This window comes from Ardenticatenales bacterium (assembly GCA_020634515.1).
In the GTDB taxonomy this organism is placed as follows: domain Bacteria; phylum Chloroflexota; class Anaerolineae; order Promineifilales; family Promineifilaceae; genus JAGVTM01.
Genome location: JACKBL010000004.1, coordinates 78697 through 99501 on the forward strand (window position 1 = coordinate 78697; position 20805 = coordinate 99501).

The following is a 20805-nucleotide window of genomic DNA, read 5'->3' on the forward strand; positions in this document are numbered from 1 at the left end:
GCTTAATCTCCTGTCTCAATGGTCGGGGGCGGCGTGAGGACGATAGGCTCTTCGCGGCGGCTGCGCACGCGCCAGCCGTAGTAGACGGCGATCAGCGCCAGCAGGGCGACGACGTAGTTGCCAATCTCCCACACGGACTGCTGCTGTTCCGTCAGTGGGTTCAACAGGCGCGTCGAGGTTCCGCGAGAGCGAATGGCGAGCAGATCCAGGTCTTCGGCGGACCAGTCCACGCTGTTTTGCAGGAATTGCAGGCTGTTCAGGTAGCGTTCGCCGCTGAGGCGGGAGGAGAGGTTGAGGAGGAAGTCGTCGGCGAAGGAGGGGCTGCCGATGACGACCAGGCGGGCGGATTCGGGCGAGAGCGTGATCGTGCCCAACGGTTCCGATCCGGGCGCGGTGGGGGTGGGCTGGGCGGCGTCGCCGCTGTCGCCTTGCTGGAAGGGGGAGGGTTTGTCTTTGAAGTAGCTGTCGAAGACGCCCTGCACGGAGACGGCCAGGGGGTAGGATTGCGGTTCACCGCTGACGGGGAAGCCGGTGGCCGGGTACTGGTCGAAGTTGGGTTGGATGTTGGTGTCGGTGGTGAGCCAGGCGTTGTCGCTGGAGTGGGCCAGGATGGCGGTCTGGCGATTGGTGTTTATGTTTTCGTCAAGTTCTACGGGGGAGGCCCAACTGAGGGTGAGTGCCGGCAAATTCGCGGCAATCGGACTCTTGGTATCCAACCCATCCGCCCGCACATCCACGAAAAACGGGTAATCAATCGCCTGAATCTCCTGCACCTGGATGCCGCCCACATTGCGCGCCACCGTCACCGGGAACTGCGCGTTTTGCGCATCCAGCAGCAGCGAATCCGATACACATTCACGCCATAGCCGGCCAGCAAATCCCGCACCCCATTGGCCATCGGGGCCAGCGCCAACTGCTGGCTGAACTGGTCGTACATCACCGAATAGCCCCCCGTGACCACAACCACCGCGCCGCCACGCATCAGGTACTGGTCAATGGCGAACAACGCCTTGTCGTCCAGGCTTTGCGGGGCCATCAGCAGCAGCACGTCCACGTCCGTCGCCACCTGCCCCGTGGAGAGATCCACGTCGCGCACGGTGTAGGATTGGCTCAATTGCTGCCGCAGCAGGTCGTAGCTGGCAATGGGCTGCAAGGTGTTGCCCAGCACGGGGTCGGTCACGGGCGTGTCCGGGGGCGTCCACAGACCCACGACTTTGAGGAAGCCGCTGGAGGTGCGCTTGAGGGTAGATTCGATGGCAATGCGCACGTCCGCTTCCGTGGCGTCCACGCTGGGGGAGATGATTTGCACCTGGTCCCCGTTTTCCAGCACCATGTGTTCGTAAAAGCTGTCGCTGGAGAAGAGGGAGACGGGAATGGGCTGGATGCCATACCGGTCTTGCAGGGTTTGGCGAGTGACGGGGCTGTTGGGGTCGTCGGGATTGACGACGGAGAAGAGGAATTTACCGTTGGCGCTGTTCTGGATGTCCGTGGCGACCTGGATGATGGTGTCCTGGGTGGAGGAGAGAGATGCCGGCAACGTATTCGGCGTCACATACAAAGTCAACCGCACCGGCTGATCCAGCGCCGCCAGCACCGCGTCAATACTCTGGAAGCCATACACCACCTTCTTAATGCCGCTCGTCAGGTCATACTCCAGATTCCGCAGCCGCACATCCGCCGTCCCATCCGCCCGCGGCTGCACCTCCACCAAATCCTGGAAGTTCAGCACCACATTCTGGTCGCCGTACCGGATGAGAATGTCGAAGTAGGAGTTAATCACCGACGCCTCGTAGCGGCCCGACACCTGGAACGGCGTGGGGCGGATGCCATAAACCTGGTTCGCCTCCGCCTCAATCTCCGGGTCTTGCAGCGGATCGACCACCTCCGCCTGCAACTGCCCGCCAGAGGCAATCTCATACTCGCGCAGCATATCCCGAATCTCTGGGACCAGCGGCGCCAGCAGCGGGTGCGTCTTGTCGCTGATGTAGGCGCGAATGAGCAGTGGCTCCTGAAGATTGTCGATCAGGTCTTTCGTCGTGCGCGACAGGCTGTACTCCCGCTGCGCCGTCAGGTCCAGCCGTAGCCCTTGCAAGGGAAATAGCCACACATTCAGCAGCACGAAGTTCAGCCCCAGCAGCCCCGCCGTCAGCCACACCTTGCGCCGATAGTCGCGCTGCTGCTGGCTCCAGCGCACCGCGTCCAGGGAAACCGTGTTCAGCGTGAGGAACAGCCCCGCCAGCGAGAGATAGTAAACGAGGTCACGCAGATCAATCACGCCCCGCTCAATGCTCTCGAAGCGGCTGCCCGTGCCCACGGCCCACAAAATCTGGCTGACGCCGCCGCCGACCAGATTGGTGACGCCGCTCGTGCCCACCAGGTAAAAGAGACCGCCGAGCAGAACGGTCACAATCACCCAGCGCCATGATATCAGTGCGTTAGAGGAGACGGCAGAGGCAACGCCATGGCTGCACAGCGTGCCGCCAGCGCCAGATAGCGCCGTTTGCACCGGCCCCCAGTCCAGATTGCCGATCAGCCCAACGGTGAGGGGGAGCGGCAGCGTCAGCGCCAGCGCCAGCACGATCATGGTCATGACGGCCAGGAATTTGCCCAGCACCAGGTGCAGCGGATTGACCGGCAACGTCAGCAGGAGTTCTTGCGTGCCCGACCGCTGCTCCTCGCTCCATTGGCGCATCGTCAGCGCCGCCAGGAGGAAGATGAGGAGGATGGGCATCCATTGGAACAGGGGGCGCACGTCGGCAATGCCGCGGGCGAAGAATGTGCTCACGGTGAAAAAGATAAACAGCACAGCAGCCAGGAACGTGCCCAGGAAATGAGGGCCAGCGGAGAACCAAAATAGCTGCTGAGTTCCTTACGTGTGATGGAAAGAATTTGTCGTTTCATAGTATTTTGCATCTTTGGAAAACCCGAAAAACCAGGTTTTTACACGTGAACCACTCTAGCGGACAATCGAAAAACCCGGTTTTTTCAGTGAACTCAGTATTTTGCGTTCGAAAAAACCGGGTTTTTGTAAAACCCGCCGGCGTTATCACGTCATCGGGTTAAACACCGTTCCAGCGTCTGCAGCAGTCGCCAGGCCACATACCGCCAGCCACTGCCGCCTGATAGATGAGGGGGCAGAGGTCGGTATTTTTGTGGCCGCGGATGCGGTAGGCGGGGTGGTCGTCGTCACCGTCGAGCAGGGGAGCCACGGCGCGCACGCCCGCGATTTCATGGAGGATAGCCTCCATGTCCGCCGTCGCCTGCTGCAAAACGAGTATGGCGTCGCTCGTTTCCGCCAGTTCCGCCAGATGGGCGTCCACTTTGATTTCTCCGTTCATGAGGATGATCACGCGGTCGCAGAGCGCCTCCACTTCTGGCAAAATGTGCGTGGAAAAGAGGACGGTGCTGTGTTGCGCCAGCCGCTTGATCAGGTGGCGAATCTCCACGATCTGCGTCGGGTCCAGGCCGACGGTCGGCTCGTCGAGGATGAGCAGGCGGGGATCGTGCAAGATGGCCTGCGCCAGGCCGACGCGCTGCCGAAACCCTTTGCTGAGCTGGCCGATGGGGCGGGTGAGGTGCTGCGCGAGGCCGGTGGCGACGATGGCGTCGGAGAGGCGGGCGTCTTCTTTCTCCGGCGCAATCTGGCGCAGGCCGGCGATCATGCGCAGGTAGGATTGAACGCTCAGTTCGGGGTAGAGGGGCGCGTTTTCGGGGAGGTAGCCAATCCGAGACTGGACTTCCTGGGTGTGCGTGAGGACGTCGAGGTCGTCAATGTGGACGCGGCCACGGTCGGGTTGGAGGTAGCCGGTGAGGGTTTTGATGATGGTGGTTTTGCCGGCACCATTCGGCCCCAACAATCCCACAATCTCTCCCGGCGCTATGCTAAAACTGACATCGCGCAACGCCCGCACGGAGCCATACGATTTGTGTAAGTTTTCTACTTCTATCATGCCATATCCTCCAAAAAGATTGGTTCATTCTTGGAGAATGAACCAATCGTCCTTCTAATAAACGGGATCGCAGTCGGTTGTCAGCAGTTCTTGCGTTTGCGCGTCGTAGAGGGAGGCGCAAACGAAGCGGGCGCCAAAGTTAAAGACGTTGCTGCCAAAGGTGTGGTCGGTACATGCCGGCATGGATTCGTTAACCAACTCTCGTATCGGATTGCCCTGGTAATCGTAGAGATAGGCCACCAATTGCGCGGGCTGGTCCGTATGGACGCCCATGCTCAGCGTGGTCCCCACGGCAAACGAGACATCCACCGCGTTGTAGCAGGGCGGATCATGATACAGTTTGACCTCATCAATCGCCACTTTCCCTTCCGCCGGTTCTCCCGTGTAGGCCCATTCAATGGCGGAGAGGCCATTGTCCAGGTTCCAGCTATGGGGTTCAAACCAGTAGCAATGTTCCGCTACCGGTTCGGAGATAATGAGCGCGCCATCTTTGTCATAAGCCTGGAAAGTCACGCCGTCCACGCAGGTGAACATTTGCAGGGAAAAGCCGGTGGCGGCGTCGGCGAAGCCGTCAAACGACAGGCGCACGGGGCTTTCTGGCGTCAGGTTGCCGCAGCCGCGGTCGTCGGAAATCCAGAGGCTGCCGGGCAGGTTGCCTACGTAATCGGGATCGCAGAATGCCGGCAGCCACATAGTAACTTTCGGCGGAAGTAAATTCATACAGCCAGCCATCGTGCCATTGGCTGAGTGGCTGGTTGAACCCTTCCGAGAGGATGGGCGGCAGCGGTCCCGTGGTGAATTGGCGCACTTCGGCGTAGTCGCCAAACCCGCACGCATTGCCGGCCTGAACACGCCAGTAGTAGGTCGCCAGGGGTTGCAGCGAGCTGGTGAGCGTATGGTTGGCGACGACCCCCTCATAGGTGTAAACAATGTCGGTGAAGGCTGCATCGGTGGCGATTTGCAGGTGGTAAGCGCTGGCCTGGTTGGATGCGCCCCAGCGAAGGGTGGGTTTGAGGGGGAGGCCGGCGGCAAGGTTGACGGGCTGCTTCAGGGTGACGACGGGCGGGGCGGCGGAAAGGTTGAGGAAGGCGGTGGCCTGGTGTGTTTTGTGGGCGGGATCGTCGCCTACGCCGGTGATGATCAGGGGGTAATTGCCGGCATCCACGCCTCCCGTGTCGCTGATGGTTAAAAGGCTGCTTTGCGGCGGGGTGATGATGGCGGGGTCGAGGGTGGCGGTGGCCCCAACGGGCGCGCCGGAGACGCTGAGGGTGACGGGGGCGTTGTAGCCGAGGAGGTTGGCGGAGAGGAGGGGGTAGGTGGCGGAAATGCCGGCACAAACATTCACCGTCGCCGGCTGCGCATACAATCGGAAATCGGCCCCGGCTTTTTGCATCGCCGCCAGCACCGCCCGCGGCGCGTTAATCGTGCCAAATCCCCAATCATTGTTCGGCCCTGTAGTGTAATCGCCGCCACATTGCGACCCCACCTGCCCCGTCAGCGGCGTCGCCGTCTGCTTGATCAACCGGTATGTGACCCCCACCTTCCCTCGCAGCGAGGGGCTGGCCGCCCACATCAAGCCGATCAGCCCGGCCACATGCGGTCCGGCCATGCTCGTGCCGCTCCAGTAAGCGTACTCGTCCCCCGGCAGCGCGGAACGCACGTTCTCGCCCGGCGCCATCACATCCGGCGTGTAGGCCGTCGTCAGCACGGAGGGGCCGCGGCTGCTGAACCCGGTGATCGTGCCGGGCAAAACGCCGCCGCTGTGCTGCACCGACCCCGTGGTGATCACTTCCGCATAGTCGCCGGGGGATCGTAAGGTGGTGCAGTTAGCCTTCGTTGCCGGCAGACACCTCCACCGCAATCCCCGCCGCCCGCAACGCCAGCACCGCCTCCATCCAGGTCGTGTTCCCGCCGGGAATGCTGCCCCAGGAATTGGCGATGGCGTCGGGGGCCATTGCCGGCAGCGGATTCTCCCCGTTCAAATCCCACGGCGCCAGGTCCCACTCAAAACACTCCACCGCCTGGGCAATCGTCGTCATGCGCGTCCCGCCCAGATGCTTGCAATGAATCACTTGCGCGCCCGGAGCCATGCCAATGCGATTGCCGGCACCATCATCGCCCACCATGGTGCCGCTCACGTGCGTGCCATGCCCGCCCGCGTCCCCCGGCGCGTCCGGGTACGCGCCCGTGGCGTCCCACCAACTATAATTGTGGTCCACCGTCTGCCCGTCCCAACCGCGATAATGGCTGATGATCGCCTCATGGTCCCAATCCAGCCCCGTGTCATTGGCCGCCAGGACGATGCCCTGTCCATTCACGCCCAACGCCCACACCGCTGGCGCGCGCACAAAAGCGATGTTGGGTTCAATCCCCTGTCCCGCGCCGGTCGCGGGAACCTCCGCCACCGGCGGCGGGACGTAAAAAGCGGTATTGGCGCTGATTTCCGCCACGTCCGGGCGGTAAGACAACTCGGACAGCAGTTCCGCCGTGCCCTGGCGCACCAGAATCTGGTTCACGATGTAGTAAGGACGATAATCTACGCCTCGCGCATCCAGGTAGCGGCGCAGATCAGCTTGCGACTGCACGGCGGTATCCCGCAAGGTCTCAAAAACAAACGCCCCCTTTTCTTCTTTCGTCCCCAGATTGTCCGCCGCGCCCAAATCCGACTTGGTCGTCATATGCACAAAGAAGTCAGCCTGCCCCTGGCTCTCCAACGCGGACAGCACCTCAGGGGCTACGGGAACAGGCTGGAGACGAACCGCGGCAGCCGCCGTCGCCTCATGCGCGTGCGCCGCCTGCCGCAGCCAAAACGTCACGGATACCAGAACAATCAGGAGCCAGGTTTTCACAGATTTCATGCGGGGATTCCTTGTGGTATTGGAGGTGGATACGGAACAGACAGGCACATTATCCAACATAGGCGAAAGATAGGGTGCAACACGGAAAAGAAAACAAAGCTAATTATCCTACCCTTTTGCCCGCCAAAGACAAGCATCAGTTATAATCCATCTCATCAACTGTTAAGAGTTTGATTAAGGGGTATAATCCTGACCCGAAAACCTATCTCGCCGGGCAAAAAGCTACCGTAGGACAATTCGCTGAATTGTCCCCCGCCACAACGGGACAATTTAGGCAAATTGTCCTACGGCGGCATTTGACCACTACCGTAGGACAATTCGCTGAATTGTCCCCCGCCATCGGGACAATTTAGGCAAATTGTCCTACGGCGGCATTTGACCACTACCGTAGGACAATTCGCTGAATTGTCCTGCGCCACAACGGGACAATTTTGGCAAATTGTCCTACGGCGGCAGCCGCCTGATTAACGCATTTGACCGCTACTGTAGGACAATTCGCTGAATTGTCCTGCGCCACAATGGGACAATTTTGGCAAATTGTCCTACGGCGGCAGCCGCCTGATTAGCATTTGATTGCTACTGTAGGACAATGGCTGAATTGTCTCAGCAGCCACAATGGATACCTTGGCACCATCCTACGGCGGCAAACCGCCTGATTAACGCACTGATTGCGCACCGTAGGACACCCGCTGAACCCCAGTTACAACGGGACAATTTTGGCAAATTGTCCTACGGCGGCAGCCGCCTGATTAACGCATTTGACCGCTACTGTAGGACAATTCGCTGAATTGTCCTGCGCCACAACGGGACAATTTTGGCAAATTGTCCTACGGCGGCAGCCGCCTGATTAACGCATTTGACCGCTACTGTAGGACAATTCGCTGAATTGTCCCCGCCACAACGGGACAATTTTGGCAAATTGTCCTACGGCGGCAGCCGCCTGATTAACGCATTTGACCGCTACTGTAGGACAATTCGCTGAATTGTCCTGCGCCACAATGGGACAATTTTGGCAAATTGTCCTACGGCGGCAGCCGCCTGATTAACGCATTTGACCGCTACTGTAGGACAATTCGCTGAATTGTCCTGCGCCACAACGACACCTATGGCCTGTCCTACGGCGGCAGCCGCCTGATTAACGCATTTGACCGCTACTGTAGGACAATTCGCTGAATTGTCCTGCGCCACAACGGGACAATTTTGGCAAATTGTCCTACGGTGGTAGCGGCCTGAGCAATGCATTTGAAATATTCTCGGGCATATCATACCTATCCATTTTCGTGGGCGAAGCAATGACAACGGGCCTGAAACCGGAAACGCTGAACCAGATTTATACGACGCTAGAAAAATGCCCCGCCCTGAGTGCGCATCGACGGCTGCGGGCGCTGTTCGTGGACAAGCGTATTGCCCAATGGAAAAGCGGCATCCCGGAAACGAACAATCGCATTGAGCGCGTTAATCTGCTGGTAGACTGGTTACTGGAACGGGAGAACGACCAGCAACAAAACGCCTTAGCCCTGTTTCTATTAGTGGTGAGCGATGACCGCGAAACCTCTCGCAGACATAGCCAGACCCTGCGTAACGCGGCCCAGGCAGTCGCTCGTGAATTGGGTCTGCCTCCACTTTCCCCGCTCTCTACCGGACTAGAATCCACGCCCGCTGCGCTGTCAGTGCCAGGAAACAGGGGCATCGGGGAAGAATCGCGGCAGTCAGATGGCAATGAATCGGAAGGCGCGCGGAAGTTGGAAACGACCCTGCCAGCGACAAAACCTATTGCGGAGACGCCCCCACGGAGTGCGCCAGATCACGCCCGGCAACCGGCACGCCCCACGCTAGCGCGCCCCCTGAGCCGGCAAATTCAAGATGGATGGCAGGCCGTCGGGCGACGCTGGCGCGCCTTGCCAAAGGCGGCGCGTTGGTCGCCCGTGGGGGTAGCCGGGATCACTTTGTTTGTGTGGTTGATGCTTGCGCTGCTTCCCGGCCCGCCGTCCGGAACCACGACAACCCCTTTAGGGACGCCAGCAGCAGAAGTCGCCGCCGTGGAAACAACCACGCCCACGCGCACCAGGACGCCAACGGCAACCGTGCCCCCCACCCTGCCTCCATCAGCCACGCCCACGCGCCAACCGTCTCGGACGTCCACTCCCAGACCAACTGCCACGCCCACGCCAACGCTGACGCCGTTGCCTACTTTGGGCGTTGGTTCGATGATGACTTCGACGGTGGATGGGATGGTGCAGGTTTTTGTGCCGGCAGGCCCATTCATCATGGGCAGCAATGATGGCGGGAGCGGCGAGAAACCTGTACACACCGTCACCCTGGACGCCTACTGGATAGACCAGACGGAAGTAACCAACAGCATGTACGCCAGTTGCGTAGCTGCCGCTGCTTGCCAGCCGCCGGGAGACAGCAGCAGCTACACCCGCAGCAGCTATTATGGTGACGTCAGTTATGCTGACTACCCGGTGATTTACGTCAGTTGGGAAGATGCCTATGCCTACTGTGAATGGGCGGAACGCCGTCTGCCCACAGAAGCGGAATGGGAAAAGGCGGCGCGGGGCACGGATGCGCGGACTTATCCCTGGGGAGAAGACGTCAGTTGTGATCAGGCTAATTACTTTAGTTGCGTTGGCGACACCACGCGCGTGGGCAGTTATGCTACAGGGGCCAGTCCGTACAGGGCGCTGGATATGGCGGGCAATGTTTGGGAATGGGTGGCAGATTGGTATGATAGTCGTTATTATGAATCCAGTCCCAACCGGAATCCACCAGGGCCGGCCAGCGGCCAGTATCGGGTGCTTCGCGGCGGGTCGTGGTACTCCTACGACTTCCTCATCCGCGCCTCCTACCGCTTCAACTACTACCCCACGAACCGCGACATCAGTGTGGGGTTCCGGTGCGCCCAGGAGTATCTTTCTCCCCCCTAAAATTTCTGGATTCTGATTTCTGGTTTCTGTTTGGGGGGGTCGGGGGGACTCCCCCGATCGCGAAAAATTTCTGAGTAGGTAACCTCCATTCGGTAGGTATTATGACCAACAAATAAGCGTGAGATGTTCTGAAATGCCGAAAACCTACGACAATCTTCTCACCAGAATTGCCTCCTTTAGCAACCTGTTGGTAGCCTATGAACGCGCCAGAAAAGGGAAACAGCAAACAGGCGATATGCACGCTTTCAGCTTCAATCTGGAAGACAATCTATGGTGGCTGCATGAAGAGCTAAATAACGGCAGCTACCGTCCCGGTCCGTATCGCAGCTTCCACATATACGAACCGAAACGGCGTAAAATCAGCGCCGCTCCGTTTCGGGACCGCGTCGTTCACCACGCCTTGTGCCGGGTTATCCAGCCTTTGTTCGAGCGTAAGTTCATTTATGACAGCTATGCTAACCGCGTGGGCAAAGGTACCCATGCCGCCCTGGACCGGGCAGACCGCTTTATCAAGCGTTTCCCCTACGTTCTGAAAGCAGATATTCTCAAATTCTTCCCCAGTGTAGACCACGCCATCTTACTGCGAACGTTGAACAAGACAATTTGCTGCCAGCCGACCTTGGCCTTATGCCAGCAAATCGTTCACAGCGGAAAAGACGTGCTGTCGGATGAATACCCGATGCAATGGTTCCCGGGTGACACGTTGCTCACTCCTCTGGAACATGCAAAAGGCCTGCCCATTGGCAACCTGACCAGCCAGTTTTGGGCCAACGTGTTGCTCAACGAGTTGGACCACTTCGTCAAAGAGCATCTGCAGGTACAAGGTTATGTGCGCTACGTGGATGATTTTTTGCTCTTTGGCCAGGATAAGGCCACCTTGTGGCAATTGCACCGGGAGATTGCTCATTATCTGGCGGGGCTGCGGCTGACGCTGCATCCGCGCAAATGCCACGTTATGCCTACGGACCAGGGCGTGCCCTTTCTCGGTTTTCGGCTGTTCCCCACGCACCGCCGACTGTTAAGCGAGAGCCTGCGGCGAGCAAGAAAGCGGCTGCGCCGACAGCGACAAGCTATGGCCAGCGGTGGACTATCCCCTGAAGCGATGCGACGTTCGCTGGCCAGTTGGATCGGCCACGTGCAGCATGGAGATACTTACCATTTGCGTTATCTGCTTTTGAGCAAAGTGTCCTGGCAAATTGGCCCACCCATTGACCACCCTGCTGCTTCTGATGATGAAACAATCCCCTATTTTTGAGCGTGTTGAAAAGTTTCTGGATTGGCTGCTGCCGATTACGGCCCAGTTCCCCAAACACCATCGCTTCGGGTTGGCCCGCCGCACAGAAGACCGGGCTCTGGACTTTTATGAACAAATCGTGCGCGCAGCCAAAGCGGACAGGCCAGGTCGTTATCTGCATGAGGCGGATGTGCAACTCACGCAGTTGGGTTTTTACCTGCGGCGGTGCTATCATCTGCAATTGATTACTGCGCGGCAGTATGAAGAAGGCAGCCGCCGCATCGCCGAATTAGGGCGATTGATTGGTGGCTGGATGAAAAAGGCAGTTGTGACCGGGTGACCGGTCTTTCTGTAGGGAAACAGGCGTTAAGGTGCTTCGCGGCGGGTCGTGGAACAACAACGACAACAACATCCGCGCCTCCAACCGCAACAACAACAACCCGACGAACCGCAACAACAACGTGGGGTTCCGGTGCGCCCAGTAGTCCTTGCCCTATACCCGTGCATCATAGTGCGCTGGCCGGCATATTACCTGCTCAGAAGGAGAATATTCCAAAAGGTGAGTAATCAGAGCCAAATGGGAGAAAGTACTCCAGCTTGTTTTCCTGGTAGGGGGCAACTCTTGCCGAAGATAAAGGGGACTGCTCCGGCTGGTAGGTGAACCGAAGGCCGGAGCAGTCGCGTTTCGGATCTGACTCATATGACGGTGCCGATTGCTGAAGGATTGAATAGACATGCCGATGGAATTGGCCGAAGAGCTGGCTGCTTTGCATTGGTTCAGTGACGAAGCTTTGTGGGAAGAGTCCGCGCCATCTATGTCCGCAGCAGAACAGAAGCGTCGGGCGCAGGCGTTGGCGATTCTGGCGCAACGAGGTCATTCCGTCACGCTTGACGCCCTGCTTGTAAGAAGAATCGAACAACACTTCTCTGCACAAGAGACGCCATGAAAGCGAGACAGCTATGATTACCCTACAGATTCAAGGCCGCGCGTTGGAAAAAGAAGTGAATGAGCTTTTGCAGCAAGAATTCGGCGGCGATGCTGAAAAAATGCTGCATGAGCTAATCAAACTATACGCATCTCAGTTTGACCGGCTGAAATACAGCGGCATTCTGAAGTGGGAACAGGATGGCCTTGCTTTCCAGAAGGAAAGCCGTCGTGCGTGGCGCTGAAGTTTTGCCGGACACAAATGCCTTCATTGTATTTCTTACTGGACTCTGCTGTTTCTGGAGTGGAGGCTTCAGCCGGTCTACATATGGTGGTTGACCCGGCTAAAGCCTCGACTCCGATCACCATATGTGGATTTCGCCAGACTCGAGTTTCTTATTTCGGCAGACACGGCTTTTCAGAAAGTGGCTGGTTTGGCCTTCATTTCGGATATCTTAACTTGAGCCGGCGGGGAGTAAGTACAGATTACAAAAATCTCGCAGATTTTTGTAATCTTGGGGAGATACCAGGTTAAATCAGGATGAAACTGTACGCGATCAGCGACCTGCACGTGAGCCGGGGCGCGAATTGGGAGGCGGTGCGCGCGCTGCCCGCTTATACAGATGACTGGCTAATTGTGGCCGGGGACGTGAGCGAGAGCGAACACCAGTTTGCCGCCACGATGACGGTCCTCAGCCGGCGGTTTGCGCGCGTCTTTTGGACACCGGGCAACCACGACTTGTGGGCGCACCCACAAAGCCCGCCCGCGCAGCGGGGCGTCTTCAAGTACAACCGCCTGGTCGGCATCTGCCGCGCCCTGGGCATCCTCACCCCCGAAGACTCGTACGCGGCCTGGCCCAACCCCAACGGCGCGGACATCCTCATCGCCCCCATCTTCACCCTGTACGACTACAGCTTCCGCCCCGACGATGTGCCGGCAACGGAAGCCATCGCCTGGGCAGCGGAAACAAACATCGTCAGCACGGATGAGTATTTCCTCTCCCCCGACCCGTTCCCCTCACGCCAGGCGTGGTGCGCCGCCCGCTGCCGCTACACGGAAACGCGGCTGCAAAGCCTGCCCCCGCGCCAACCCATTATCCTGGCGGGACATTTCCCTTTGCGCCAGGATTTGGTGTGGCTGCCGCGCATCCCGCGCTTTTCCATCTGGTGTGGGACCCGCCTGACGGAAGCGTGGCATACGCGCTTCCCTGTGCGTGCGGTGGTGCATGGGCATTTGCACATGCGCGGCACGTACGCGCGTGATGGCGTCGATTTTCACGAGGTCTCGCTGGGCTATCCGCATCAATGGCAGGCAGCGCGGGGAGTAGAAGGGTATTTGCGCCAGATATTGCCGTAGAAAAGGAGCCTCCATCCCCTGAAAGGTAAGTGGCTGTCCGCGGAAACCGTCCGTCGTGCGCGCTTTTCTCTGGCAGGAGGGTTGCCGGCATACGCAACCCTTCAAGTGATCATGTATGACCTGTTTGTGATTATCCGTGCAATGGCATCAACCAAATCACGGACAGCCACCAAAAATGAGGGATAAATCCTCACGACAAACCGAAAGGGTTCTTATAAGATGGCAAGAAAACCGCTAGAGTCAGATCATTCTTTGAATGATACCCATTCCGAAAACGAGCAGGCGTTCGCTTCGGTACACCTCATTACTTCTGATGATTCTGACTTGGATTTTAGGATTCCAACATATACCTGGAGGTAAATATGAAAACGCAGGTCAAATGGCTCGTGTTGTTGAGCATCATGGCTACAATGATGATGGCGCTACCTGTATTGGCGAAAGACCAGATTCAGGATTCAGGTGTTCAAGTAAACGAAACAACGGTGATCCGCCCAGATGTAGGCATGGCATACGAAGGGGGTATCGTCGGCGAAAACGGATACAAAGTGTTTAATCCAGGCGCCATTGCTATTGCTCCCATTATAAGTACGGAGGAAGAAGCGGGAATATTGGCAACTCGTACAGGGTCCACGGATGCCTGGCTTGCCTGGTCTTGGAGTTTTGATTGGAAGAAATTTGGCTGGGACCACCTGTCGGCGCACAATAGTCATTCTGACCTGTGGGAAGATGAGATTTGGGCTGATGGTCGTCTGAAAATAACAACGGATGGAAGTTGGCGGACCACATGCAGTCAACATACGGCAGGTTATAATGCTGTTTGTACCAATAACTTCTTCCAACTTCTGCCCCGCACCATCTATGCGGAAACAGATCATCATTTCAGAAAGTCGGGTTACGTGGACTCCAATTTCTCCACGAATGATAGCGCCTGATCTGGTTAGTGACGACTGATTTAATCGCCTCACGCAATGCAACCACCAGGCAGCCATTGGCTGCCTGGTGGTTGTTCCCTCTTTTCTTATGCCCTACACGAAAAAACAACAGCCATACAACTACTATTTGCCCGTTTTGATTTGCTCGCTGCTTTTTCTGAACGCTTGTTCAGCACGATTGGTCGAGAATCTGACCGGAACCGTGGTTTCGATTCCTGATGTTGTCGTACACGGGGAACTATCCGATATGAGCCGGTTGGCTCCTGAATGGTCACCGACCAGAGGGCAGGCGATTGGTTATGTCTGGCCTGAGGAACGCCATTTGCCACCTGACGAGCGTTCACAGACGAGTGAGATAAACCTGTCGGTTGGGGAGGCGTTTGATCCCTATTTGATACTGAAGTCCGAGAAAGAAGAAACCTTCTTGATTACCATGCTCGTGGATTTTGAGCAGGTGGCATTTGAACTGGACGGGCAAAAGGGACTACTACATGAGGTGGTCGTTCCGCCAGGGAGCGATCTGGAGATTCCCATTGAACTGGATATCCCCCAACCAGGAATACATGAGGTGATCGTTTTTGCCTTTGTGGACCCGTATAACGGAACGCTCGATCATCAATATCGTATGAGTACGGCCAACAAGGGGGTAGGCCGACGGGCGATTGTACTCGTGGGGGATAGCAACGAATTGGGCCGGCAATTACCCGCGCCATTGCACGGAGAATTAGTGCCAGATGGCATAGATTTGGGTTTGAATGCGGCGTTCGCCACCTATACGACCCGTGAAGACGTTCATCCAAGTAAGCGGCAGCTTTACGTGACCGAGGCCAAACCGGGTGAGACATTCAATTATCATCTCTGGGTATCCAACTTACAGGGGGAAATGGGGGCTGATTATGCCCTGATGATGTTCTACAACTTCCACCAGGTCCCGATCCAAAACCAGGATGTAACCGTGGTTCGTCTGGAACCAGGGGAAGAGATTGTCATACCCACCAGTCAGCAGTTGGTTAGTGAACCGGGGGTAAATCAACTACAAGTCGTGTATATCTTTGATCCCTACCGCTCGATATTAAACAAGGAGGTGCGGGCTGCTTTTGTGTTAAGCGATTTCCGCATTGCCGTGGATACCTCGGGATTATTGCCATAGTTTTCGGGAAAGTTGGGCTTGAGGGCAAGGGGCTATTTGGGGGGAAGGTGCTGGGGTGGGGCGACGCTTCTCCGCCGCGCGCTTGTGAGAAGTTTGTGTGAGTTTCCGGCGTCCCTGTTGCTCCACTTGGGCATTTTCGCCCTTTTTTCTATTATTCTTGGGAGATCGCGGTCACGGCGTTGGCAATAACATGCAATGGGGCTGCCGTAATGGCGTCGTATAAGCCGGTACTAAGTAACCGCCCGAAAACAACTTCACGCTTTTTACGGGCGGTTACTGACAAGCTGCCCGCACATTTCCGCTAATTTAATTGCGGGCAGCCACTAAAGGGAGCTTTTTATGCTTGAAGATTCTCCGGGCATTCGCGTATTGTTGGCTGATGATCATCCGGTGGTGCGTGCCGGCATTTACACAATCTTCAATCACGTCCCAGACATCCAGATCATCGCCGAAGCCAAAAACGGAATCGAGGCAAAACAACTCACCGCCCAATATCGGCCCGATGTCCTCCTCCTGGACCTGAGCATGCCAGGCCCACCCCCCATCGAAATCATAAACTGGATACGAGAACAGCACCCAGAGACATCTGTCCTGGTTTTTACCGCCCACAACGATGACGCCTACCTGGCCAACATGTGGGAAGCAGGCGCATCTGGCTACCTCCTCAAAGAAGAATCGCCAGAGACAATCGTATCCGCCGTGCGTCAGGCATCTCAAGGAGAGATGTCCTTCAATCCTGAGCAGCAAAACAGAGTCAACCGTTGGCACTCCGAAGTGGGTTGTCGGTGGCAAAGCCTGACAACACGGGAACGGGAAGTCCTCGCGCTGGTCGTTTTGGGAAAGACCGACCAGAATATCGCGGACGCCCTGCGAATAGAGCGAAAAACGGCAAGCAATCACCTCAGCCGTATTTTGCGCAAGTTGGGCGTTTCCTCCCGCACCGAAGCCGCGCTCTGGTATGAGCGTGAAATCGTCTCCGGCGGCGCTACCCTGTTTGAAGCATAAACCACGCTCGGAGCTTGATTCATCATGCCGGCATCATCCTGGCCCACCAATACGACTGGAATCTGTCTCGACTGCCAAAAATCTTTGGAGCAGTTGCTAACGGAAACGACTCCGTTTCCTGGCGGGGTCAGATTCGCTGGTTGAATGACCGGCTAGACGACTAATACCGGGCTAGGAAACATCATCCGCGCGGCGCAGGAACTGCCGCTCATACAATTGGCGGTATAAGCCTCCTTGCTGCAGCAGTTCCTCGTGCCGCCCCCGGGCCACAATCCGCCCCGCCTGCACCACGCAAATCACATCCGCATCCCGAATCGTACTCAACCGGTGGGCGATGACGATGGACGTGCGCGCCGCGCCCGTTTCGGGCCGCAACAGCCGCGCCAGCGCCTCCTGAATCAACGCCTCCGTCACCGTGTCCACGCTGGCCGTGGCCTCGTCCAGAATCAAAACGCGCGGGTCGGCCAGCACGGCGCGGGCGATGCAGATGAGCTGCCGCTGCCCAATGGAGAGGTTGACACCCCCCTCCAGGATAGGCGTCTGGTAGCCCTGGGGCAAAGCCAGGATGAAGTCGTGGGCGTTGGCCAGCCGGGCGGCGTCCTCCACCGCCACGTCGTCCACATCCGGGCGACCAAAACGAATGTTGTCCGCCACCGTGCCCGTGAACAGGAACGGCTCCTGCGGAACCAGCCCCATTTGCCCCCGCAACGATTGCTGCCGCACCTGGCGCACGTCCAACCCGTCAATCAGCACTTCCCCTTCCGTCACCTCGTAGAATCGGGCCACCAGATTGGCTATCGAGGATTTGCCGGCGCCGGTCGGCCCCACCAGGGCCACCATCTGGCCGGGTTGGATGTACAAATCGATGTGCGAGAGGACGGGTTCGTCGGCGCGGTAGGCGAAGGAGACATCGCGCAGCCTGATTTCGCCGCGGATGGGTGGCATGGGGATGGCGTCGGGCGCGTCTTGCACGGCGGGGGACGTATCCAGGAGCCGCAGCACCTCTTCCCCGCCGGCGATGGCCGCTTGCAGCGTGGTGTAAAGCTGGCTGAGTTCCTGGATGGGCTGGAAGAAGCGGGTGACGTAGGCGAGGAAGGCGACGACGACGCCGAGGGTCAGTTCGTCGGCGGCGACGGCGCGCCCGCCAAACCAGAGGACAATCGCCGTCGCTAACATACCGAGGAACTCCACTGCCGGCAAAAACACGAACGACAACGACATCGCCTCCACATAAGCATCCCGGTTCGCCCGATTCACCGCATCGAACCGTTCCCGCGAAGCCCCCTCCTGCGCGAACGCCTGAATCACGCGCATCCCGGAAATATCCTCCGCCAGTTCCCCCACTACGGCGGCAATGCGCTGCCGCGTGCGCCGAAACGCCACCTGCGCCCGCCGCGCAAACAGGTACGTGACCAGCACCATCAGCGGCAGCACGCTGAAAGAGATCAGCGCCAGCCGCGGACTCATGGACAGCATCACGCCGATGATGCCCAGCAGCACCAGCATGTCGCCAATAAGGGTGATCAGTCCTTGTGACAACAGTTCGTTGATCACGGAAACATCGTTGATGACGTGGGAAATGGTGACGCCGATGATGTGTTCGTCGTGGTAGCCCAGCGAGAGGTCCTGCAAATGCTGGAACAACTGCAAGCGCAGCGTCGCCAGCACGCGCTGTCCCACCCAGGAGAGCAAATATCGCTGCGCGGCGGTGGCGGCGTAAATGCCCAGGAAGGCGCCCGCCAGCAGCAGGGCAATGCGCGTCAGTCCGGGCGCGTCCCCCGCCGTGATGTACTGGTCAATGGACACCTTCACCAGATACGGCGTGGCCAGGGTGAGAGCGGAGGCGATGAGCATGAAGACGAAGGCCGCGGACATGCGTCGCCAGTAGGGACGCAGGTAGGCCAGCAGGCGAACGATCACGCGCCAGCCGGTGGTGCGCCAATCAATGGCGCGTTCGTCAACTTCTTCGCCAAATCGCTCCAGCGCGCCGCGCGGCCCCATGTTGGCGCCGGTGGAACCAATGGAAAAGCTCATAGGGCGTCCTTCACGGGATCATCCGTCCATTTGCCGATAGCTCGCTGCTGGGGCGAAGCTGGCGGTAGTAAATGTCGGCGTAAAGGGGGGAGGTTTGCAGCAGGGTGTGGTGCGTGCCGGCAGCGGCGATACGCCCCTTCTCCAATACCAGGATCACATCCGCCATGCGCACCGTGCTGAGGCGCTGCGCGATCACAAAAGAGGTGCGCGCCACCCCACCCTCAGGTCGCATCAGCCGTTGCAAGGCCAGTTGGATTAGCTGCTCCGTCTCCGTGTCCACGCTGGAAGTCGCATCGTCAAGAATGAGGATGCGCGGGTCTTTTAGCAGGGCGCGGGCAATCGCCAGACGCTGCCGCTGCCCGCCGGAAAGGGTTGAGCCTTGCTCTCCCACGCGCGTCTCATAGCCGTCGGGCATTTCCATGATGAAGTCGTGGGCCTGGGCGGCGCGGGCGGCGGCGATGATGGCTGCCTCGTCGGCGTCGGGGCGGCCAAAGGCGATGTTTTCGCGCACGCTGGCGGCGAAGAGGGTGCTTTCTTGCAGCACGATGCCGATCTGGTCGCGCAGGGAGGCGAGTCTGACCTGGCGAATGTCGTGGCCGTCGATGAGGATGCGCCCGGCGGTGGGGTCGTAGAAGCGGGGGATGAGGTTGATGATGGTGGATTTGCCCGATCCGGTCGTCCCCAAGAGGGCGATCACCTGTCCGGGCGCGGCGGTGAAGCTGATGTTGTCCAGGACCTTGTGGCCGCGGAAGTAGGCGAAGGAGACGTTTTCGAATTGCACCTGACCGCGCACGGGGGGCATGGGCGCGGCATCGGGGACGTCGGCGACTTCGGAGCTGGCGTCCAGGATTTCAAAGATGCGTTCACCAGAGGCGGCGGCCATGGCTAATGCCGGCACAATCATCCCCAACCGTCGCACAGGCGCAATCAACTGTCCCAGATACGTGGAAAAAGCCACCAACTCCCCCAGCGTCAGCGTCCCCCGAGTCGCCAGAATGCCCCCATACCAGATGACGACGACCGTGGCGATGTTGGCGATCAGGTCCATCAGGGGAATGTTGAGCGCCTGCAAGCGGGCCGAGCGCGCTTCCAGATCAAACCAGTGGCGATTCTGCGCCGCGAACGCCGCCACTTCCGCCGGTTCCTGGGCAAACGCCTTCACGATGCGCGCCCCGCGCAGGTTCTGCTCCAGGCGGGTGGTAACGACGGCCAGTTGTTGTTGAATGGCGAGAGAGAGGGGGCGAAAATGCCGGCCAAATTGCAGCGCCCGATACGCCAGCAGCGGCATCGCCAGCAGCGACAACAGCGCCAGCCGCCAGTTCATCAAGGCCAGCACCACCGCCGTGCCAATAAGCAGCACCGCGCCTTCCACCAACCGCAGCAGCGCCCGCCCCGTGAGAAAACGGATGCGCTCCACATCCTGCACCGAACGGGAGAGAAGCTGCCCAGTTTCCGTGCGGTCATGGTAGGAAAAAGAGAGAGCCGCCAGTTTGTCGTGAATGGCGTTGCGCAAATCGTAAGCCACCCCTTGCGAAGCGATCTCCGTCCACCGCCCCTGCCAATAGCTCACCACCCCCTTCCCAAACGTCAACCCCAGCAGCCCGAAAACGGACCAGGAGAGCAGCCGCATATCCCCGCCATCGATGCCCCGGTCCACAATCCAGCGAATGAATTGCGGCACAAGCAGGTTGAGGGCGTTAATAAACACCATCGCCACGTATGCGCCTGTTGTCAACCGCCAATAGGGGCGCAAATAGCTGAATCCGCGGCGCAGGATGCGACCCGCGTCTGTCTGTCCCTTGAGGGAAACGGGCGTAACGGATGATGTAGTCATAAAGTGATCGTAACTGCTAAGCCAGATTGGACCAATTTTCTCTGGCGAAAAGAGTCATTGAGCGCGTGAAATTGGTCCAATCTCCAGAGAGCGTTAGTAGTTACAAGTGGTCGTGAATGCGTGGGAGCAAGGCGCGGCCGCGCCGCCATGAATGACGATATCTTCCCGGAAGCTGTTACCCAGGGCCAGCATCCGTGATGAAGCTTCCGGGAAGATCATTTTCAGAGGGGATGATAGTCAGATTATGGCGCTGCCGCAAGGAATAAAAAAGGCGCGGTGCGCTTTGTGAGTGCGCCGCGCCTGGGGAAGCTACAAAAAAAATGAGGTGGACACCTGACGGGCGTCAGATGTACCACCTCTGGGGGGGGAGCCATGTATGAGTATAGCAGGTTCGCGGGATTGTGCAAGTGGACCCGAGTTCGCTTATCAAGGACTCATAAATGGCAGCGGCGCAACCTGGCGCCTTTGCCGGAAACGAGTCCCGGACGCTTCTGACTCTGGCGACGTGTGCGTCTAGAGTTTGGTTCTCCGCAAGATGGGGTGATTCTTGGAGATAACGGCTAACGCTCTCTGGAGATTGGAGCAATTTCACGCGGGAG

17 protein-coding genes are annotated in these 20805 nt (G+C 58.4%); 10 read left to right on the forward strand and 7 right to left on the reverse strand.

Going from position 1 to position 20805, the window contains the following annotated elements:
- Positions 1-2: 2 nt before the first annotated feature.
- From H6650_12030 to H6650_12050, 5 genes are all read right to left on the reverse strand, one after another.
- The gene (locus H6650_12030; protein ID MCB8952733.1) at positions 3-806 is read right to left on the reverse strand and encodes a hypothetical protein; all 804 of its coding nucleotides are present in this window, start codon (positions 804-806) and stop codon (positions 3-5) included.
- Entirely contained in the window at positions 803-2806 is a 2004-nt protein-coding gene (locus H6650_12035) for a Gldg family protein (GenBank protein MCB8952734.1), read from the reverse strand. The genes H6650_12030 and H6650_12035 overlap by 4 nt, the downstream gene beginning before the upstream one ends.
- 253 nt (positions 2807-3059) lie before the next feature.
- Positions 3060-3950 carry an ATP-binding cassette domain-containing protein gene (locus H6650_12040; GenBank protein MCB8952735.1) on the reverse strand — a complete coding sequence of 297 codons (891 nt, stop codon included), beginning with the start codon at positions 3948-3950 and terminating at the stop codon, positions 3060-3062.
- 571 nt (positions 3951-4521) lie between these two features.
- Positions 4522-5883 (reverse strand): S8 family serine peptidase, encoded by a 1362-nt coding sequence (locus H6650_12045; GenBank protein ID MCB8952736.1) that lies wholly within the window; start codon positions 5881-5883, stop codon positions 4522-4524.
- Positions 5777-6808: a S8 family serine peptidase gene (locus H6650_12050; protein ID MCB8952737.1), complete on the reverse strand. Its 1032-nt coding sequence runs from the start codon at positions 6806-6808 to the stop codon at positions 5777-5779. The genes H6650_12045 and H6650_12050 overlap by 107 nt, the downstream gene beginning before the upstream one ends.
- Positions 6809-8100: 1292 nt before the next feature.
- Between H6650_12050 and H6650_12055 the strand changes: the two genes are divergently transcribed.
- The 10 genes from H6650_12055 to H6650_12100 all read left to right on the forward strand — a co-directional run bounded on the left by H6650_12055 (position 8101) and on the right by H6650_12100 (position 16338).
- Positions 8101-9735: a formylglycine-generating enzyme family protein gene (locus tag H6650_12055; protein MCB8952738.1), complete on the forward strand. Its 1635-nt coding sequence runs from the start codon at positions 8101-8103 to the stop codon at positions 9733-9735.
- Between the two features lie 133 nt (positions 9736-9868).
- Positions 9869-10990: an RNA-dependent DNA polymerase gene (locus H6650_12060; protein ID MCB8952739.1), complete on the forward strand. Its 1122-nt coding sequence runs from the start codon at positions 9869-9871 to the stop codon at positions 10988-10990.
- On the forward strand, positions 10944-11309 hold the full coding sequence (gene avd / locus H6650_12065) for a diversity-generating retroelement protein Avd (protein ID MCB8952740.1): 366 nt from the start codon (positions 10944-10946) through the stop codon (positions 11307-11309). The genes H6650_12060 and avd overlap by 47 nt, the downstream gene beginning before the upstream one ends.
- Positions 11310-11340: 31 nt before the next feature.
- The gene (locus tag H6650_12070) at positions 11341-11454 is read left to right on the forward strand and encodes an SUMF1/EgtB/PvdO family nonheme iron enzyme (GenBank protein MCB8952741.1); all 114 of its coding nucleotides are present in this window, start codon (positions 11341-11343) and stop codon (positions 11452-11454) included.
- Positions 11455-11703: 249 nt separating this feature from the next.
- Positions 11704-11916, forward strand: a complete 213-nt coding sequence (locus H6650_12075; protein MCB8952742.1) for a hypothetical protein — start codon at positions 11704-11706, stop codon at positions 11914-11916.
- Positions 11917-11929: 13 nt separating this feature from the next.
- Entirely contained in the window at positions 11930-12139 is a 210-nt protein-coding gene (locus H6650_12080) for a hypothetical protein (GenBank protein MCB8952743.1), read from the forward strand.
- Positions 12140-12435: 296 nt separating this feature from the next.
- Positions 12436-13251 carry a metallophosphoesterase gene (locus H6650_12085; protein ID MCB8952744.1) on the forward strand — a complete coding sequence of 272 codons (816 nt, stop codon included), beginning with the start codon at positions 12436-12438 and terminating at the stop codon, positions 13249-13251.
- 362 nt (positions 13252-13613) lie between these two features.
- Entirely contained in the window at positions 13614-14183 is a 570-nt protein-coding gene (locus H6650_12090) for a hypothetical protein (protein ID MCB8952745.1), read from the forward strand.
- A gap of 88 nt (positions 14184-14271) precedes the next feature.
- Positions 14272-15333 (forward strand): hypothetical protein, encoded by a 1062-nt coding sequence (locus tag H6650_12095; GenBank protein ID MCB8952746.1) that lies wholly within the window; start codon positions 14272-14274, stop codon positions 15331-15333.
- Between the two features lie 339 nt (positions 15334-15672).
- On the forward strand, positions 15673-16338 hold the full coding sequence (locus H6650_12100; protein ID MCB8952747.1) for a response regulator transcription factor: 666 nt from the start codon (positions 15673-15675) through the stop codon (positions 16336-16338).
- A gap of 171 nt (positions 16339-16509) precedes the next feature.
- On the opposite strand, the gene H6650_12105 is transcribed toward H6650_12100, so the two are convergent.
- The gene (locus H6650_12105) at positions 16510-18372 is read right to left on the reverse strand and encodes an ABC transporter ATP-binding protein (protein ID MCB8952748.1); all 1863 of its coding nucleotides are present in this window, start codon (positions 18370-18372) and stop codon (positions 16510-16512) included.
- 10 nt (positions 18373-18382) lie between these two features.
- Positions 18383-20206, reverse strand: coding sequence for an ABC transporter ATP-binding protein (locus H6650_12110; protein MCB8952749.1), 1824 nt, complete (start codon positions 20204-20206; stop codon positions 18383-18385).
- Positions 20207-20805: the final 599 nt, after the last annotated feature.

Coding starts and splice junctions, on each gene's coding strand:
- H6650_12040 (MCB8952735.1), bottom strand. CDS start 3,950: ATGATAGAAGTAGAAAACTTACACAAATCGTATGGCTCCGTGCGGGCG.
- H6650_12050 (MCB8952737.1), bottom strand. CDS start 6,808: ATGAAATCTGTGAAAACCTGGCTCCTGATTGTTCTGGTATCCGTGACG.
- H6650_12055 (MCB8952738.1), top strand. CDS start 8,101: ATGACAACGGGCCTGAAACCGGAAACGCTGAACCAGATTTATACGACG.
- H6650_12060 (MCB8952739.1), top strand. CDS start 9,869: ATGCCGAAAACCTACGACAATCTTCTCACCAGAATTGCCTCCTTTAGC.
- H6650_12075 (MCB8952742.1), top strand. CDS start 11,704: ATGCCGATGGAATTGGCCGAAGAGCTGGCTGCTTTGCATTGGTTCAGT.
- H6650_12080 (MCB8952743.1), top strand. CDS start 11,930: ATGATTACCCTACAGATTCAAGGCCGCGCGTTGGAAAAAGAAGTGAAT.
- H6650_12085 (MCB8952744.1), top strand. CDS start 12,436: ATGAAACTGTACGCGATCAGCGACCTGCACGTGAGCCGGGGCGCGAAT.
- H6650_12090 (MCB8952745.1), top strand. CDS start 13,614: ATGAAAACGCAGGTCAAATGGCTCGTGTTGTTGAGCATCATGGCTACA.
- H6650_12095 (MCB8952746.1), top strand. CDS start 14,272: ATGCCCTACACGAAAAAACAACAGCCATACAACTACTATTTGCCCGTT.
- H6650_12100 (MCB8952747.1), top strand. CDS start 15,673: ATGCTTGAAGATTCTCCGGGCATTCGCGTATTGTTGGCTGATGATCAT.
- H6650_12105 (MCB8952748.1), bottom strand. CDS start 18,372: ATGAGCTTTTCCATTGGTTCCACCGGCGCCAACATGGGGCCGCGCGGC.
- H6650_12110 (MCB8952749.1), bottom strand. CDS start 20,206: ATGACTACATCATCCGTTACGCCCGTTTCCCTCAAGGGACAGACAGAC.